Origin of the sequence: Lysinibacillus sp. JNUCC 51 (assembly GCF_015999525.1) — a bacterium.
In the GTDB taxonomy this organism is placed as follows: domain Bacteria; phylum Bacillota; class Bacilli; order Bacillales_A; family Planococcaceae; genus Lysinibacillus; species Lysinibacillus xylanilyticus.
On sequence record NZ_CP065545.1, the window covers coordinates 2,965,353 to 2,982,215 of the forward strand.

11 protein-coding genes and 1 riboswitch are annotated in these 16,863 nt (G+C 37.2%); of the genes, 9 read left to right on the forward strand and 2 right to left on the reverse strand.

What is annotated here, in order from left to right; genetic code table 11:
- Positions 1 to 122: 122 nt before the first annotated feature.
- Together JNUCC51_RS14365 and JNUCC51_RS14370 are read left to right on the forward strand one after the other, a co-directional pair.
- Entirely contained in the window at positions 123 to 1,745 is a 1,623-nt protein-coding gene (locus JNUCC51_RS14365; RefSeq protein WP_337988623.1) for an S-layer homology domain-containing protein, read from the forward strand.
- A gap of 171 nt (positions 1,746 to 1,916) precedes the next feature.
- Complete coding sequence (locus JNUCC51_RS14370) at positions 1,917 to 2,270, forward strand: two pore domain potassium channel family protein (RefSeq protein ID WP_337988624.1); 354 nt, start codon at positions 1,917 to 1,919, stop codon at positions 2,268 to 2,270.
- A gap of 280 nt (positions 2,271 to 2,550) precedes the next feature.
- On the opposite strand, the gene JNUCC51_RS14375 is transcribed toward JNUCC51_RS14370, so the two are convergent.
- Positions 2,551 to 2,838, reverse strand: a complete 288-nt coding sequence (locus tag JNUCC51_RS14375) for a DUF2653 family protein (RefSeq protein WP_100544995.1) — start codon at positions 2,836 to 2,838, stop codon at positions 2,551 to 2,553.
- Positions 2,826 to 3,293, reverse strand: coding sequence for a hypothetical protein (locus JNUCC51_RS14380; protein WP_337988625.1), 468 nt, complete (start codon positions 3,291 to 3,293; stop codon positions 2,826 to 2,828). Before JNUCC51_RS14380 ends, JNUCC51_RS14375 begins: the two co-directional genes overlap by 13 nt.
- Before the next feature lie 362 nt (positions 3,294 to 3,655).
- Here JNUCC51_RS14380 and JNUCC51_RS14385 point away from each other — a divergent pair.
- The 7 genes from JNUCC51_RS14385 to metH all read left to right on the forward strand — a co-directional run bounded on the left by JNUCC51_RS14385 (position 3,656) and on the right by metH (position 16,823).
- A protein-coding gene (locus tag JNUCC51_RS14385) for an IS3 family transposase (protein WP_337988626.1) occupies positions 3,656 to 4,986 on the forward strand; the annotation gives its coding sequence in 2 pieces (ribosomal slippage) (positions 3,656 to 4,037 and positions 4,037 to 4,986; 1,332 coding nt in all).
- Positions 4,987 to 5,118: 132 nt separating this feature from the next.
- Complete coding sequence (locus JNUCC51_RS14390) at positions 5,119 to 5,964, forward strand: YdcF family protein (protein WP_337988627.1); 846 nt, start codon at positions 5,119 to 5,121, stop codon at positions 5,962 to 5,964.
- Between the two features lie 59 nt (positions 5,965 to 6,023).
- Positions 6,024 to 7,310, forward strand: a complete 1,287-nt coding sequence (locus tag JNUCC51_RS14395) for an SEL1-like repeat protein (protein WP_337988628.1) — start codon at positions 6,024 to 6,026, stop codon at positions 7,308 to 7,310.
- 599 nt (positions 7,311 to 7,909) lie between these two features.
- On the forward strand, positions 7,910 to 9,199 hold the full coding sequence (locus tag JNUCC51_RS14400) for a globin-coupled sensor protein (RefSeq protein WP_337988629.1): 1,290 nt from the start codon (positions 7,910 to 7,912) through the stop codon (positions 9,197 to 9,199).
- 275 nt (positions 9,200 to 9,474) lie between these two features.
- Complete coding sequence (locus JNUCC51_RS14405) at positions 9,475 to 10,863, forward strand: protoporphyrinogen oxidase (protein ID WP_337988630.1); 1,389 nt, start codon at positions 9,475 to 9,477, stop codon at positions 10,861 to 10,863.
- A 125-nt stretch (positions 10,864 to 10,988) separates the two neighbouring features.
- A riboswitch (SAM riboswitch) is annotated at positions 10,989 to 11,089 on the forward strand.
- A 462-nt stretch (positions 11,090 to 11,551) separates the two neighbouring features.
- Positions 11,552 to 13,399, forward strand: a complete 1,848-nt coding sequence (locus JNUCC51_RS14410; RefSeq protein ID WP_337988631.1) for a bifunctional homocysteine S-methyltransferase/methylenetetrahydrofolate reductase — start codon at positions 11,552 to 11,554, stop codon at positions 13,397 to 13,399.
- Positions 13,392 to 16,823 (forward strand): methionine synthase, encoded by a 3,432-nt coding sequence (gene metH / locus JNUCC51_RS14415; RefSeq protein ID WP_337988632.1) that lies wholly within the window; start codon positions 13,392 to 13,394, stop codon positions 16,821 to 16,823. Before JNUCC51_RS14410 ends, metH begins: the two co-directional genes overlap by 8 nt.
- The last annotated feature ends 40 nt before the right edge of the window (positions 16,824 to 16,863 follow it).

Sequence of the window (16,863 nt, forward strand, 5' to 3'; positions counted from 1 at the left end):
CATTTTAACAAATGTCATCATAACTTTTGGTGATGAACATTAAAAATAATTACGCTTTTTTAGCCCATTTCCATCTCCTGTATATTAAAATAGTAATTAGTAAAATTTGGAGGAGTGAGGGTGTGCAATTATCAAAGAAATTTCGGTTTTTAGCGGCTAGCATTCTGGCATGTCAATTAGTAGTACCAATAGGTGTAAATGCTGAGGAACAAAGAGACTACATAGCGCCAAGTTGGGTAGTTCAAGCAGATTATGTAGCACTGGGTGATTCCTTAGCACATGGTATGAATGAGGTTGGTATGATCGGGTTAGGTTACACGGACTTTGTTGCACAAGCTTTACAGCAAGATGGTTTAATAACTTCTTATAATAAGGGTTTTGCCAATTCAGGCTATACAACGAGTGATGTATTAAAGGATATACAAAATAATGTGGAAAAATCAGTGGTAGGATTCGGTTACCCAAGCGAGAAGGTAAAGGTTCGCACAACTATTAAAGAGGCTGAAATTATTACTTTAACCGCTGGCGCCAATGATTTAATACCTATTTTAGAAGAATCTCAGACAACAGGCATTAATGCAGCAATGATGATAAAAGCTTCCCAGGGAGCAATAAAAAATATTGCTGCTATTTTAGAAGAAATTAAGAAACTTAATCCAAATGCTCAAATTTATGTGATGGGCTATTATAATTCTTTTCCTTACTATAGTGAGGATGAACAGCAACAATTTAAAATGCTATTAAAAGTTATGAATGCAACGATAAAAACAACTGCTGAAAAAGCGGGTGCCATTTTTGTACCAACATACAATATTGTAGCAAAAGATGTTCCAAGCTATTTACCAAACCCTGATAATATTCATTTAAGTGAAGCAGGCTATTTAGCAGTAGCGAACGAGGCGTTTTTACCAGCGATTAAAACAAGTACGTTATGGGATGTATCAAAAACGATCCAAGCAAACATGATGGATAGTACAACGGTAAAAATAAGCTGGCAAGAGGCAAAGGATAATGTAGGTGTCACTAGTTACAAAGTATATGTAAACGGTAAGCTAACATTTTCACAAGATGCTGCAATAAACGCTATAACTTTGGATAATTTAATAGCGAATACAGCATATACAGTAGCTGTTAAAGCGGTTGATGCGGCTGGTAATGAAAGTGTACAAAGTCCAACAGTTACTTTTACTACTGGAAGAACTTTAAGCTTTACTGATATAGAAAAGCATTGGGCAAAGGAGTTTATATTGAAGGCAGCTGAAGCGGGTATTATGAACGGTTATCCAGATGGTACGTTTAAGCCTGAGCAATTTGTTACTCGTGCACAGGCTGTTTCGATGCTTGTTAGAAGTCTCGGTTTAACGACGAAGGAACAGGCACCATTTACAGACATTGCAAGCTATGATGTCGGAACTCAGTCAGATATTGCAGCAGCTTATGCATATGGGCTAGTTAAGGGGATGGATGGGGCGTTTAACTCAGGGCTGCCAATTACTCGCGCTCAACTAGCATTAATGTTTAATCGTGCTTACGAATATCAGCAAAAGCAACCTTATGTGGTGAAAGGGAAAGCTCCATTCTCTGATATTGCCTCTTACGACGAAGAAACAAAACATGCAATAACTATGTTGTATGAGCAAGGTATTATTATAGGTAGTGAAGGGGGATTTTCACCTGAGGCTCCTACAAAACGAGGCCATGCAGCGAAAATATTTATAAATTTTAATAGTCTATTAAAAAAGTAAAATAATTAAAGGTAGAGATTGTAAATCGAAATCTCTACCTTTTAACGTTTACGTATGTTATTTTTATTGCTATGAATATCTAGTACAATTTGGGTTCTCATCAAAAGTTGGCGATGAACCCATTTAGAATTGTAATAACGCTGAAGTGAAAATGGATCAAAGGAGAATGCGATGCTGTCATTTATTTTATCTTCGAAAAGATTGTTAGTAGGCATGTGGAAGTCATTCAAGCGTCCACAGTTTCTATCTTTGTTTACAACATTATTTTTTATCATTCTTTCAGGGACAATGTTTTATAAAGGAACGGAAGGATGGTATTGGATTGATGCTATGTATTTTGCAATAGTGAGTTTAATTCCCACCTTTGTTGAGACGGGATTGTATCCTACTAGTAATTTTTCAAAGATATTTACGATGATTTATTTAACTTCTTTCAGCAAGTCTCCCACCTCTAAATTTGATGAGATGAATTCGGGTTTAAGTTACTTTTCAGTGGGTGTCCAAACAACCGCAGAAAGAAGTTAGCCTCCGGCGGATGTCACGAAATCGGAAAGGAGTTCTTAGGGGATGTTAGCCTAAAAGCATCCTGCAGGCCTAAGCACAAAGCCGATTCCGGACGCAATTATGCCAAGGCATAATTGATTTATTGGTACAGGCGTCATGTTTACGTTAAAAATGCTCGGCCGATCGATAGTCGATTTTTCGATTGAGGAAGAAAAGAAAGAACTATCAAAAAAAGTCTTGGAAATTAATAAAGCAGATCAATAAATCTTTAAGATTTATTGATCTGCTATTCTTTACTTATTTACGATAGTCTAGCAATAATGCCTTCCTCATCGTCTAGGACGAGTTCGATGCCTGTTGAAAAAGGGTCACCATGTAGGACATCTTTAATCCATACACGTAGTGCGCCAATCATTGCTGCTGTATTGAACAACTCGATTTGACCATTAACTTCAACTTCTGCACCAAAGCCTGTGTCATCATCGTATGTTAGTTCAACAAGTACATCCTCAGGGCGAATGTTTTTATAATAGGCCTGTGATAAGCAAATTGCATTAATAATATCTTGTTCATTAATTATTTGTGCCATTGTGCTTCCTCTTTACGTTTTTTATCTTTAAACATATTAACAATTTTTACAACTAGCATTACGATAACCATGATAGCTGCAACGTTAATTAATAAGCCTAAAATATTACCGAGCATTCCCATACCACTGAAAAGACTTCCGAATAATAAGCCAGCTAAGCCACCAAGCATTAAGCCTTTCATAAGGCCACCTGAGAAGAAGCCACCTTTTTTAGCTGTTGAATCCGTTTTGTTTGTAGAAGTTGTATTGTTTTTATTTGTTGTTGCATTATTTTGGTCTTTAGATTTATCCTGGGATTTTTGGAAATTTGAGCTATTGTTATTGTTTGAGAAACCTTTTTTACCTGACTTATAGGATTTAGCTTCTGCAGTTGGTGTATCTGAGATGGACAATGTTGCACCAACTGTCGCAAACATAAGTGTCGCTGCAAAAAGAGCGGCAAGAATTTTTTTCATTACTTACATTCCTCCAATATAATTTTTAGTTTTGTCATAAACTAATTCTTAATAATAATTCTACATGAATCATCTTGAAAAACAAAATAATCGCTTCCATCAATTTAAGTATATCAATAAATTTGAACAAGAAGTGTCAGTACTCATCGCTAAATATTGGACATGTATATATAAAGGAAGGAGTGAGACGATGATTTCAACATCATTACTATTAATTTCAATTTTTTTACTGTTATATATAACGGAAAAAAGACGTTTTCTCAATACTAAACTGTACCCTATAAGATAGACACTTTGAAAAAAGTCTATCCTATAGGGTACTTTTGTTTATAATGAGAAAAAAGATGTTGAGGTAGAGTGAAATGACCAAAAGATATTTTACGAAAATAGAACTAGAACAACTAAAATGTAATCCAAATGTGCATGCAGTTAGTGAAAAAGCTATCACATATACTGACGAATTTAAACGTCATTTTATTGCGGAAAATGAAAAAGGTAAATTCCCAAGAGAAATTTTTGAAAATGCGGGTTTAGATGTTGAATTAATCGGTATAAAACGTATAGAATCTTCAGGCAAACGTTGGCGAGCTTCTTATCGTAAAACAGGTGTAGAAGGTTTACAAGATACACGTAAAACAAATTCAGGTAGACCATCTGAAAAAGAATTAACACTAGAAGAAAAATTGAAGCGATTAGAAGCGAGAAATCGATTACTTGAAGCAGAGAATGAATTGTTAAAAAAGGTCGATCTACTCGAAAGGCAGATGTTGAAGAAGAAATAAAAATCGCTACAACACTAAAATTTGAACTCATCTATCACACGATAAAAAAGTATAAATTAAAGCGTTTAGTCAGCTATCTATGTGATGTGATGGATGTATCTCGGTCTGGCTATTACAATTATTTTTCAGAAAAATCAGCGCAGAAGCGTATGGCACAAGAACAAGGAGATGAAGTGGTAAAGGAAATCATTTTAAAGGCGTATCATTTCCGAGGGCGAAAAAAAGGAGCACGTCAAATTAAAATGACGTTAGAAAATCAATATGGAATTACGTACAATCTGAAACGTATTCGCCGCGTGATGAAAAAATATCAGATTATCTGCCCGATTCGAAAAGCGAATCCAGCTCGACGTATGGCAAAAGCAACAAAAGAACATCGTACGTGCCCAAATGAATTACAACGCAACTTTAAACAGGGTGTGGCCGGAAAAGTGTTACTGACGGATATCACCTATTTAACGTATGGAAGCAGTAAACGCGCTTATTTATCAACGATTAAAGACGCTGAAACGAATGAAATTTTAGCGTATGAAGTGTCGTCTTCATTAAGTATTGATATTGCCCTCAATACACTTCATCAATTGAAGAAACACCGCCATTTAACAGAAGATGCATTTATTCATTCAGATCAAGGATTCCATTATACGAATCCGCAATTCCAGAAACTTGTGAAGAAAATGGGACTAGGGCAATCGATGTCACGCCGAGGAAACTGTTGGGATAACGCCCCCCAAGAATCCTTCTTCGGTCATTTTAAAGATGAAACCAACCTGAAAGCGTGCGAAACATTAGAAGAAGTAAAACGAGAAGTGAAAAGTTATATGATGTATTACAACCATTATAGAGGGCAATGGAACTTGAAAAAGCTGCCGCCTGCAAAATACAGACAGCAGCTTCAAAAGATTGCCTAGCTTTTTTTCAAAATGTCCTTTACAAAGGGTACACTTTATACAGTAGTTCTCGGCTTTTTAGGTTTATATTTTTTTAGCACAGTAATTAGTCATCCTGTATTTCTTCCAAATGAGCAGGGGATAGTGTCGAAAATGGGTATAGTCATTATACTAGGGAGTTTCCCGAGTATTATGTTTGTTTTATCGATAGCTACGTTTTTTAATAGTAAAGTTTTACTCGAAAAAGAAGGACGTAAAGTTCGTAATCTATTGTTAGCTGTTTTCGGTTTGAGCTTTTTTATCATGATGATTTGGTATGTATTTGTGATTTTTGCGAATATCGAAAATGAAATTTGGCATATTCTTTTCTTCTATGCGTTTTTGATTTTTGGCTATACAATGTTTTTATACACAAGCATAATGGCTTATGCCACTCTATATCATTTTACGCCAATCTTTTATGAACCTAACTATATTATTGCGCTAGGATCAGGACTAATTGGGGATAAGGTGCCACCACTTTTAGCTAATCGTTTAGACGAGGCAGTAAAGCAATTTCAAAAATATGGAGAACGACCATACATTATCGTCTCTGGTGGACAAGGGCATGATGAAAAAGTATCAGAAGCATACGCCATGAAAAAATATATAGTTGACGAACATCAGATACCAGCACAAAAAGTATTAATGGAAGATCAATCGACAAATACTGAACAAAATATGGCATTCTCTAAAAAAATTATGGATAAGCATGCTCAAGGAAAAAAATATCGATCCTTATTCGTAACGAATAATTTCCATGTTTTTCGTGCAAGCATATATGCCAAAAAGGCAAAGCTTGATGCACAAGGTGTTGGTTCAAAGACCGCATTTTATTATGTACCTAATGCATTTACGCGTGAATTTATCGGTTTATTAGAAATGTATAAATGGATTCATGTCACTGTCTTTTTGTTCATTACATTGTTCATTGGATTAATCTTAAGAGCATATGTGTAACCAATTTAGAACTGTATTCCATATAATAGTGGCAAGATAGAGTGCAAGGGGGGAAACGAATGTATGGGCAATTTTTAGCAAAACAAAATAAAGAGCGAATTGTATCCCTACAAAAGCTCACGCAAACACAAGATACATGGTTTGAGCAAAACATTAATTTAATAAAAGTTGAACAAGTACAATTAGCAACCTTGCACAAAATATTATATCAAGTTGTGCAAGGACTTTTGAAAAAGAATCAACAACGACACTTACAGATTATACATCCAGAACAAGCGAAGTCAGTACAGGAGAATGTGCTAACGCTTTTAGCAGAATATGATGATTTACTGCGTGATGCAATTCCACTCTCTATCTATATTTTTATTTGGCAAGTTTCTTCACTAGAGAAGTTATCCAATTGCATTGAAGTTGTTGATGATGTGCTTGATATATTGGAATGGTATTTTATTCACCAAAATGAGCAGGTTGAGGCATTTGATGAAGAAGATCTAGATCATGAGGAAATCATTGATTTATACAAAGATGCCATTGAGGAACAGGATGCAGATGCACAATTTCAGCTTGGAGAATATTATAGTGCGATTGACGGCGAATTTTTCCAACCAGAAAAATCAGTAAAGTGGTTTGAGTTAGCGGCATCACAAGGAAATGCCGATGCACAATATGCACTTGGTAATTTTTATTTTGAAGGTCTAGGTGTTCAAGAAGACTATAATAGAGCCTTTATATTGTATGAGTCTGCAGCAAAGCAAGGGCATCCAGATGCTGCAAATAATTTAGCGGATATGTATTTTAACGGTGAGGGAGTACCAGAAAATTTTGTACTTGCGAAGAAGTGGTTCGACTTCGCTGCACAACAAGGTGTGGCAGAAGCTATGTTTACACTAGGAATTATTTATGAGCAGGGCTTAGGAAACGACAAAGACGAGGAGCAAGCATGTAGCTACTATAGAAAGTCTGCTGAAGCAGGATATGTTGAAGCACAATACAGGATTGGAGGAATCTATTTAGAAGGACGGCTAGGGCAACCTAAAGATGTGAACCGTGGATTATATTGGTATGAAAGAGCTGCAGAGCAATATCATGTCGATGCCTTTTATGATTTGGGTTTTATTTGGAGCCAAGGGTTAACAGGAATACGAAATATTGAAAAGGGTATTCATTGGTTTAAACAGGCTGCTCTTCAAGGAGATTCGGAAGCTAAATTACAATTAGGGCACATATACAATAAAGGGGAAGGAATAGCTAGAAATATTAAAGAGGCTATAAAGTGGTATGGACTTGCAGCAGATGCAGGAAGTGAGGAGGCTGCAATTTTACTACAAGAATTAAAAGGAATTTAAGTATTTTTTATTAAAAAGTAATAGGTATTTAGATTCGATTATTAACACTTTGTGCATAGGTGTTAGGTAATTGTTTTGGTGTAACGTGTAGGTTTTAATAACTAGTGATAACTGAATGTAAAAATATTAATATAATAAAGCATAATTACTGCAAACTAAAACAAGGAAAAAATAAGCATAAAAAAAACAGAGATGATGTAAAATGGCTACCCAAAAGTATTGTGGTAGCTTTTTTACTGCTTTAGATAATAAGTAAGGTGATAGGGACTTTTTATACAATTTATGGTAAAAAATGTATATATGAAAATTGACAGCTATTTATAAAATGTATATTGTATATGAGTGATTTTGAAAGAGTAGTAAGCAGTGATAGCTAGTAATAAAGTTACCATCTTTAGCTGATTGTAGCCCGTAACAGAAATCAGTGATATAAATGTAAATAGATAATAATGGTTAACTGGTTAACTGGTTAACTAACATCCTAATGGCTTATCATCGAAAGTTTGGGATGAGCCTTCCAAATCTCTTATATTTTTGGTGGACGGAATTAGATTTTTCTCAGCTTTTCAAAAGTACACGACATGAAAGAGGGTAAATGTGTGATTTTTCAAAAACAGAGAAAGACAACTGCTTTAGATTTAGAGCAATACATTGTAAAAATGGATATAGCGAATTGCCAGTCAATAAAAAAGCAAATTGATTTACTCAAATTGACAAAGCGGGATTTACAATATTTAAAAGCCTTTCAACCTTTTGTAGAAGGCGATATTGATAATATTGTTGATCGATTTTATGAAATGATTGGAACTGATCGTTGCTTAGTAGATATTATTAATAGACATAGTTCTGTGGAGAAATTGAAAATTACTTTACGACGTCATATTATTGAAATGTTTAATGGTACGATTGATGATGAATTTTATCAAAGACGAATTAAAATTGCTAAAGTACATGTCCATATCGGGCTTAAAACACAATGGTATATTTGTGCTTTTCAAGATTTAACGGCATCATTTATTGACTTAGTTGAAGAACATGTTCATCATCCAATGGATCAGCTTAATACAATTCGCGCCATCTCAAAAATTTCTAATTTTGAGCAACAGTTGGTTTTAGAGGCGTTTGAGCATACAATTGAGCAACTTCATGAAAAAATGGAACGTAGAAAAGAAGCAATAGAGCAAGAAATCGTAGAGTCTTCGGAAGGTCTTGCCACAATATCTCAGGAAACAAACAATTCATTTCATCGCTTAAGTGGACAATCAGATGAGATTAAACAACTAGCGAAAAAATCACTTCAAGTGTCGACTATGGCTGAGAGTCAGGCATTAGAAGGTCGTGAACGGTTAAAGAGTCAATCGCAAAATATGAGTAATATTATATCCTCACTTGATGATATAGCAGAAAATATTACACAGTTGACAGATATGTCAAAGGAAATGGAATCGATTATGAATGTTGTAACAAATATTGCTAATCAAACGAACTTGTTGGCTTTAAATGCGGCAATAGAAGCGGCTCGTGCTGGAGAAGCGGGTAAAGGCTTTAGTGTTGTTGCAGATGAGGTGCGAAAACTATCGATTCAGACGAAAGAATCTGTCACATCGGTAGCAACGTTACTACATAAAACAAATGAGCGGACAGATAGACTTGTTCTTTCGCTTACTAATATTCAAGAAGAGGTAGCATCTGGTGAAGAAAATATGGTTCAAACTGAAGGACAATTTACTAACATATTAGAAGCTATGACTGAGGCGAAAGATCAAAATGGTCGAATGGAAAAAGAAGTACAAGCAATAGTAGAAGTACTCAATGAATTAGGTATTGCCTTTAACGAAGTGAAAAATTCGGCTGGAAAATTAGCTAGCTTTACTCAAAATTTAAATTAATTAAGAGAAAAGCAAAAGGCAAAGAAAATTGTTGTTTCCTATTTTTTTAGCGCCACACACTTTAGGGCACAAATAACACTATATCAACTGTTAATATATAATTTCCGTTAGGTAGATAAAAGCCTCTAGCAGATATATACTAATCGATTGTGAAAAAAATGGAGCTTCCAATGCGTTGGATAGCTCCATTTTTGCTAAATTTGTAAAGGGTTTAGCGTAATTTTCGATAAAAAAAGTTTATACTAAATAAAGAACTAAAAATAGGGGCGGTCAATATGAAAACAGTTGTTGTATTAGGTGGCGGAATAACTGGATTGTGTACGATGCATTATTTACAACGCCAAGTTCAGGAGAAAAACTTAGATGTAAAACTTGTACTTGTTGAAAAAAATACATACCTTGGTGGCAAGATTCACTCTGCATATGAACAAGGCTTCATCATGGAAACAGGAGCAGATTCTATTGTAGCTCGTCATAAAGGTGTCATGGAGTTAGTAGAGGAACTAAATTTTGAACAAAATCTTGTGTACAACGAAACAGGTATTTCGTATATTTACACAAATAATGAGCTACATGCCATCCCAGCAGACTCAACGTTCGGTATTCCTATGAGCTTGCAATCTCTTGAGGAAAGCACGCTTGTATCAGAGGAAGGTAAAAAAGTAGCATTAAAGGATTTAACAATGCCAAATGAAAGGTTTACAAAGGAAAGCTCGATTGGGGAATTTTTAACGTATTATTTAGGTGAGGAGCTTGTTCAGAACCAAATAGCTCCTGTACTTGCAGGTGTATATTCTGGAGATTTAAATCAACTTTCAATTGCTTCTACTTTACCGTATTTAATCGATTACAAAAACGATTACGGTAGTATTATTAAAGGTTTCGATGCAAACAGAGAACAATTTGTGAAAGCAGCCAATAAAAAATTTATTTCATTTAAAAATGGTTTATCATCACTAATTGATCGATTTGAAGAAACATTAACGGATGTAGAAATTATAAAAGGGATTGCCACTACTAGCGTTAAAAAGCAGGAGAATCAATATTCTGTTACATTAGCAAACGGTAAAATGATTGAAGCAAATCATATTGTATTGGCACTGCCAAATGAATCGGTAAAAAGCTTATTACAGGATGGATCTTTGAACTACTATTTTGAACAATTTAATACGGCATCCGCCATTACTATTTATTTAGGGTTTGATGTACCCGATAATAGATTACCTGCAGATGGAACAGGCTATATTGTGTCACATAATTCGGATGTTATATGTAATGCAGCAACGTGGACTAGTCGCAAGTGGAAACACACTTCAGCAGAAGGGAAATTACTTGTACGACTTTTTTATAAGAGCATTAACCCTGAGTATGAGAGATTGCGTATGATGACAGATGAAGAGTTAGCTGCAGTTGCTCTTGAGGATGTAAGAAAAAGCTTGGGGATTGAGGAGAAACCAACTGTTGTTGGCGTGACAAAATGGATCGACCAGATGCCGAAGTACGACTTGGCACATCGTGAAGCATTGCAAGGCCTCTCACAAGAACTTGAGAAAAACTATCCAAATTTATCAATAGCGGGATGCTCTTATTTTGGAGTAGGCATAGGCGCATGTATTCAAAATGGTAAAAAAATTGGTGAAGAACTTGCTGGAAAACTATCGTAAATGTTTGATATAAATCAAAATATAATATTTTTCGTAAAAATTATCCTTTGTTCAGTGAAATAGTCTTGACTCAATCGTCTGTAAACGTTATGATTCTTTTAATTATTTAAAAAATTCATACTAAATTCTTATCAAGAGAAGCTGAGGGACTGGCCCTATGAAGCTTCAGCAACCAACTTTATTGTCAGGTGCTAAATCCAGAAGACCGTTGTGTCGAAGATGAGAAGGAAAACAATTACGAAACGTTAAAGCCTTCTTTTTTTGTGAAAGAAGGCTTTTTTATTTTAACTTCTTTCAGCTGAAGTCTCCCACCTCTATAGGTGGTGAGATGAATCCGGATTTAAGTTACTTTTCAGCGGGTGTCCATACATCCGCTGAAATAGAGGAACTCAGGCTAAGTGCTTCACGTCCTGTGAAAACGCCTGAGTGACCAACGTCGTGTTGGCCTAAAGCCTCCGGCGGATGTTACGGAATCGGAAAGGAGTACTTAGAGGATGTTAGCCTAAAATCATCGCATCCATGCGATAACGGCTAACTGACCTGCATCTGTAATAACGCCACGTCCTGTGGCATTACCGAAATGACCGACATCGTGTCGTCCCTCACGCAGGCCTAAGCACAAAGCCGATTCTGGACGCAATTACGGCGAGGCATAATTGATATAGATAAGGGAAGAGAGGCTAATTTTATGGGATTGATTGAAAGGTTAAAAACGCATGTTCTTACAGCAGATGGTGCAATTGGTACGGTTTTGTACGGCTATGGCTTGGAGTACTGCCATGAGGAAATGAATGTACAGAGACCTGAATTAATTGAAAAGATTCATAGAGAATATATAGCAGCTGGTGCAGATATTATTCAAACGAACACATACGGAGCTAATGCCATAAAGTTAGCCCGCTATGGATTAGAATCCCGTGTACAGCAGTTTAATGAAGCCGCTATAACTATTGCGAAACGAGCAGCGGCAGATGGTGGACAATTTGTTCTGGGTACTATTGGGGGAATCCGTGGTATTCGAAAAAGTGACGCAACGTTAGAGCAAATTTTAGCAACTGTTGATGAGCAGGCAACTGTTTTACTTGCAGGAAATCCAGATGGTCTTTTACTTGAAACATATTATGATTTTGAAGAGCTAACAGCGACTTTATCAATGCTACGAGCTAAAACGGAATTACCTATCATTGCGCAAGTTTCTATGCACGAGCCCGGAATATTACAAAATGGAATGAGCTTAAATAACGCCTTACATGAACTTGAAGCGTTAGGCGCTGATATCGTGGGTGTTAACTGTCGTTTAGGTCCTCACCATACTATACAAGCATTTGAAGGTGTAGAGCTTCCTGAGAAGGCATTTATGTCAGCGTATCCGAACGCCTCTCTTCTTGATTTGGAGGATGGCCGTGTCGTTTATGAGTCGGAGGCAGATTATTTTGGCCGAGCGGCTGTAGAGCTTCGTGATCAAGGGGTACGTTTAATTGGTGGCTGTTGTGGTACGACACCAAAGCATATTGCCTCAGCGAAAAAGTACTTAGAAGAGCTATCACCGGTTGAGGAAAAGTATGCAAAGCCAGAAAAAGTAGAGGTTGTCCGTGAGGCAGAGCCAGCAAATTATGAACCCTTACATATAAAAGTAAAACGCGAACGCTCGATTATTGTGGAGTTAGATACACCGAGACATTTAGAAATTGAAGGCTTTATTGAAGGTGCAAAAAAAATATATGAGGCGGGCGCGGATGTAGTCATGATGGCAGATAATTCACTCGCTTCTCCAAGGATTAGTAATGTCGCAATGGGTGCCTTGCTGAAAGAAACGCACGGGGTACGCCCGTTGACACACATAACATGCCGAGATCGTAATTTAATTGGTCTTCAATCACATTTAATGGGATTAAATGCACTAGGGATTCATGATATTTTAGCAGTTACTGGAGATCCGACAAAGGTAGGCGATTTCCCAGGAGCAACTAGCGTTTATGACGTATCTTCAATGGAGCTAATTCAATTAATAAAACAGTTAAATGAAGGTGTATCGTTCTCAGGGAAACCACTTCGTAAAAAGGCAAATTTCTCTGTAGCGGCTGCATTTAATCCTAATGTACGTGTACTAGATCGTGCTGTCTCTCGATTAGAGAAGAAAATTGAACATGGGGCAGATTATTTTATTTCACAGCCTGTTTATACAAAGGAAAAAATCGTGGAAATTTACGAGGCGACAAAGCATTTAGAAACTCCAATTTATATAGGTATTATGCCAGTAACGAGCTATAAAAGTGCGGAGTTCTTACACCATGAAGTCCCAGGCATCAAACTATCTGATGATGCGTTATCACGTATGAAGGCTTGTGGCGATGATAAGGAACGCGCAACACTAGAAGGGATTGCAATTGCCAAGGAATTAGTAGAAGTAGTAGCGGAATATTTCAATGGAATTTACCTCATCACACCATTTTTACGCTATGATATGACGCTAGAATTAATGAAATTTATTGAGCAATTGGATGAACAGAAAAAAGGGGTAAGTATAAATGGCTAAGCACTTGATTGAAGAGCAACTAGAAAAACGAATTTTAATTCTTGATGGCGCAATGGGTACAATGCTACAAAATGAAAATTTATCAGCAGAGGATTTTGGCGGCGAGGAATATGATGGCTGTAATGAAAATCTTGTACTAACTAGACCAGATGTGCTTGAAAAAGTTCATAGAAAATATTTAGAGGCTGGAGCAGATATTATTTGTACAAATACATTTGGAGGTACACCACTTGTATTAAATGAATATGATCTTGGTGCGAAGGCAGAAGAAATTAACAAACGTGCTGTAGAAATTGCACGTAAAGTAGTAGATGCGTTTTCAACATCCGATTGGCCACGTTTTGTAGCTGGGGCAATGGGGCCAACTACAAAAACCTTGTCAGTTACAGGTGGAATTACATTTGATGAGCTAGAGGAAAATTTCTATCTTCAAGCTAAGTCATTAATCGAAGCCGGAGCGGATGTTCTATTGCTAGAGACTAGTCAGGATATGTTGAATGTTAAGGCAGGAACATTGGGAGTATCTCGTGCCTTCGAAGCAACTGGAAAAGAGCTACCTGTGATGATTTCAGGAACAATTGAACCGATGGGAACGACACTGGCCGGTCAAACAATTGATGCTTTTTATATTTCCATCGAGCATATAAAGCCATTGTCAGTTGGCTTAAACTGTGCGACTGGACCAGAATTTATGACTGATCATATTCGTTCTCTAGCAGAGCTTTCAACAGGCTATATTAGCTGTTACCCAAATGCAGGATTACCGGACGAGGAAGGTTGCTATCATGAGTCACCTGAATCATTGTCGCAAAAGCTAAAAGGCTTTGCTGAAAAGGGCTGGCTTAATATTGTTGGAGGCTGCTGTGGTACAACGCCAGCACATATTGCTGCTATTCGAGAGGTGCTTAAGGACGAAAAGCCTCGACAATTACCAAATGCAACGCATGGTCATGTCGTATCAGGTATTGAGCCATTGGTGTACGACGATTCTATGCGTCCATTATTTATTGGAGAACGAACAAATGTCATCGGCTCTCGTAAGTTTAAAAATTTAATTATTGATGGGAAGTTTGAGGAAGCAGCAGAAATTGCACGTGCTCAGGTGAAAAATGGAGCACATGTGATCGATATTTGTTTAGCAAATCCTGACCGCGATGAATTAGCGGATATGCGTGGCTTTATGCAGGAGGTTGTAAAAAAAGTAAAAGTACCTCTTGTGATTGACTCAACAGATGAAAAGGTAATTGAGGAAGCACTTAAGTTTTCTCAAGGGAAAGCCATCATTAATTCTATTAACTTAGAGGATGGAGAGGAGCGTTTTGACGCAGTTTTACCCCTAGTGAAAAAATATGGTGCCTCTTTAGTTGTAGGTACAATTGATGAGCAAGGCATGGCGATTGATCGACATCGTAAGCTAGAGATTGCCGAACGTTCATATAAATTGTTAACAGAAAAGTGGGGTATTGCTCCTGAAGATATTATCTTTGACCCATTAATGTTCCCAGTAGGTACGGGAGATGAGCAGTATATTGGCTCGGCACTTGAAACGGTAGAAGGAATTCGCCTTATTAAAGAAAAAATGCCACGTACATTAACGGTGCTTGGTGTAAGTAATATTTCATTCGGATTACCACCAGTAGGTCGTGAAGTTCTAAATGCCGTGTATTTATATCACTGTACACAGGCTGGTTTAGATTATGCAATTGTTAATACGGAGAAGCTAGAACGCTATGCATCAATTCCTGAGGAGGAAATTAAGCTAGCAAATGATTTACTCTTTAATACAAATAAAGAAACCTTAGCTGTCTTCACAGATTTCTATCGTGATAAAAAGAAGGAAAAAACAGAGGCAGATATTCCGAAAACAGTAGAAGGTCGCTTAGCTTACTATATTTTAGAGGGTACAAAGGAAGGTCTAATTGAAGATTTAGATGCTGCTCGTGAAATTTTTGATACACCGCTTGATATTATAAATGGACCATTAATGGATGGAATGGCAGAGGTTGGCCGCTTATTTAACGATAATCAGCTCATTGTAGCAGAAGTATTACAATCAGCAGGGGTAATGAAGGCAGCGGTGGCACATTTAGAGCAATTTATGGAGAAAGATGAAGAGAGTGCTGGTAAGGGTAAGATGGTACTTGCAACTGTAAAAGGCGATGTGCATGATATTGGGAAAAATCTTGTCGATATTATTTTAAGTAATAATGGCTATAAGGTGATTGATCTCGGTATTAAAGTAACACCCGCCCAATTAATAGAAGCAATTCGCAAGGAGAAGCCAGATTTTATCGGACTTTCAGGCTTACTTGTGAAATCAGCACAGCAAATGGTCATTACAGCACAAGATTTCAAGGAGGCCGGTATTGACGTACCTATTTTAGTAGGGGGAGCGGCATTATCTCGTCGCTTTACTGAAACAAAGATTGCCGGTGAATATAGTGGACCAGTCATTTATTCAAAAGATGCGATGCAAGGATTAGAGCAGGCAAATCGGTTAATGGGGAAAGATACACGTGCAGATTTCTTAGCTGAAATTAAGGAATCTCGTGAAAAACGCTTAGAGGCAGACGAAAAAAGAGCGGCTCGCCCTATCAAAGAAGTGACTATAAAGCCTGTACGCACAATCAAGGAAGCGTCTGTCTTTCTTCCAGCAGATGTGCGACGCCATGTAAAGAGAGAATATGCTGTTTCGCATTTATACCCATATGTTAATATGCGGACATTACTTGGACATCACCTAGGTTTAAAGGGTCAAGTACAGCAGTTGCTTGATGCTGGCGATGAAAGGGCTACACAGTTAAAGGATTTAGTCGACGAGTATTTACAAAGTGACCTATTGAAGCCGTCGGGTGTTTATCAGTTTTTCCCTGCTCAAGCCGATGGGGATGACGTAGTCGTTTATGATCCAACAGATAACAAAACAGAAATTGAACGTTTTACATTCCCTCGTCAGCAAGTTGAACCGTTTTTATGTCTTGCAGATTTCCTAAAAACAGTTGAAAGCGGTGAAATGGACTATATTGCCTTAATGGTGGTAACAGCAGGGCAAGGGGTTATGGCGAAGGCTCGTCAGCTAAAAGAGGAAGGAAAATTTCTTGAAAGCCATGCATTACAATCTACAGCCCTTGAGCTTGCGGAAGGCTTCGCGGAACGTATGCACCAAGAAATTCGCGACCAGTGGGGCTTCCCAGATGCGACAGATTTTACAATGCGTGATCGTTTCGCGGCAAAATATCAAGGACAGCGCTTCTCATTCGGCTATCCAGCATGTCCGAACCTAGAGGATCAAGAAAAATTGTTCGGCTTATTAAAACCAGAAGACATTGGTGTACATTTAACGGAAGGCTTTATGATGGAGCCAGAAGCGTCTGTTTCAGCAATTGTTTTTGCACATCCGGATGCTCGATATTTTAATGTGTGATGCTTGAAAAAGTAGTAAAATCTTATGTAATAGTAGCAAT

What these genes read in the sequence shown, in the direction of transcription:
- JNUCC51_RS14370 (WP_337988624.1), top strand. Translation starts at nt 1,917, where the DNA reads ATGCTGTCATTTATTTTATCTTCGAAAAGATTGTTAGTAGGCATGTGG.
- JNUCC51_RS14375 (WP_100544995.1), bottom strand. Translation starts at nt 2,838, where the DNA reads ATGGCACAAATAATTAATGAACAAGATATTATTAATGCAATTTGCTTA.
- JNUCC51_RS14380 (WP_337988625.1), bottom strand. Translation starts at nt 3,293, where the DNA reads ATGAAAAAAATTCTTGCCGCTCTTTTTGCAGCGACACTTATGTTTGCG.
- JNUCC51_RS14390 (WP_337988627.1), top strand. Translation starts at nt 5,119, where the DNA reads ATGGGTATAGTCATTATACTAGGGAGTTTCCCGAGTATTATGTTTGTT.
- JNUCC51_RS14395 (WP_337988628.1), top strand. Translation starts at nt 6,024, where the DNA reads ATGTATGGGCAATTTTTAGCAAAACAAAATAAAGAGCGAATTGTATCC.
- JNUCC51_RS14405 (WP_337988630.1), top strand. Translation starts at nt 9,475, where the DNA reads ATGAAAACAGTTGTTGTATTAGGTGGCGGAATAACTGGATTGTGTACG.
- JNUCC51_RS14410 (WP_337988631.1), top strand. Translation starts at nt 11,552, where the DNA reads ATGGGATTGATTGAAAGGTTAAAAACGCATGTTCTTACAGCAGATGGT.
- metH (WP_337988632.1), top strand. Translation starts at nt 13,392, where the DNA reads ATGGCTAAGCACTTGATTGAAGAGCAACTAGAAAAACGAATTTTAATT.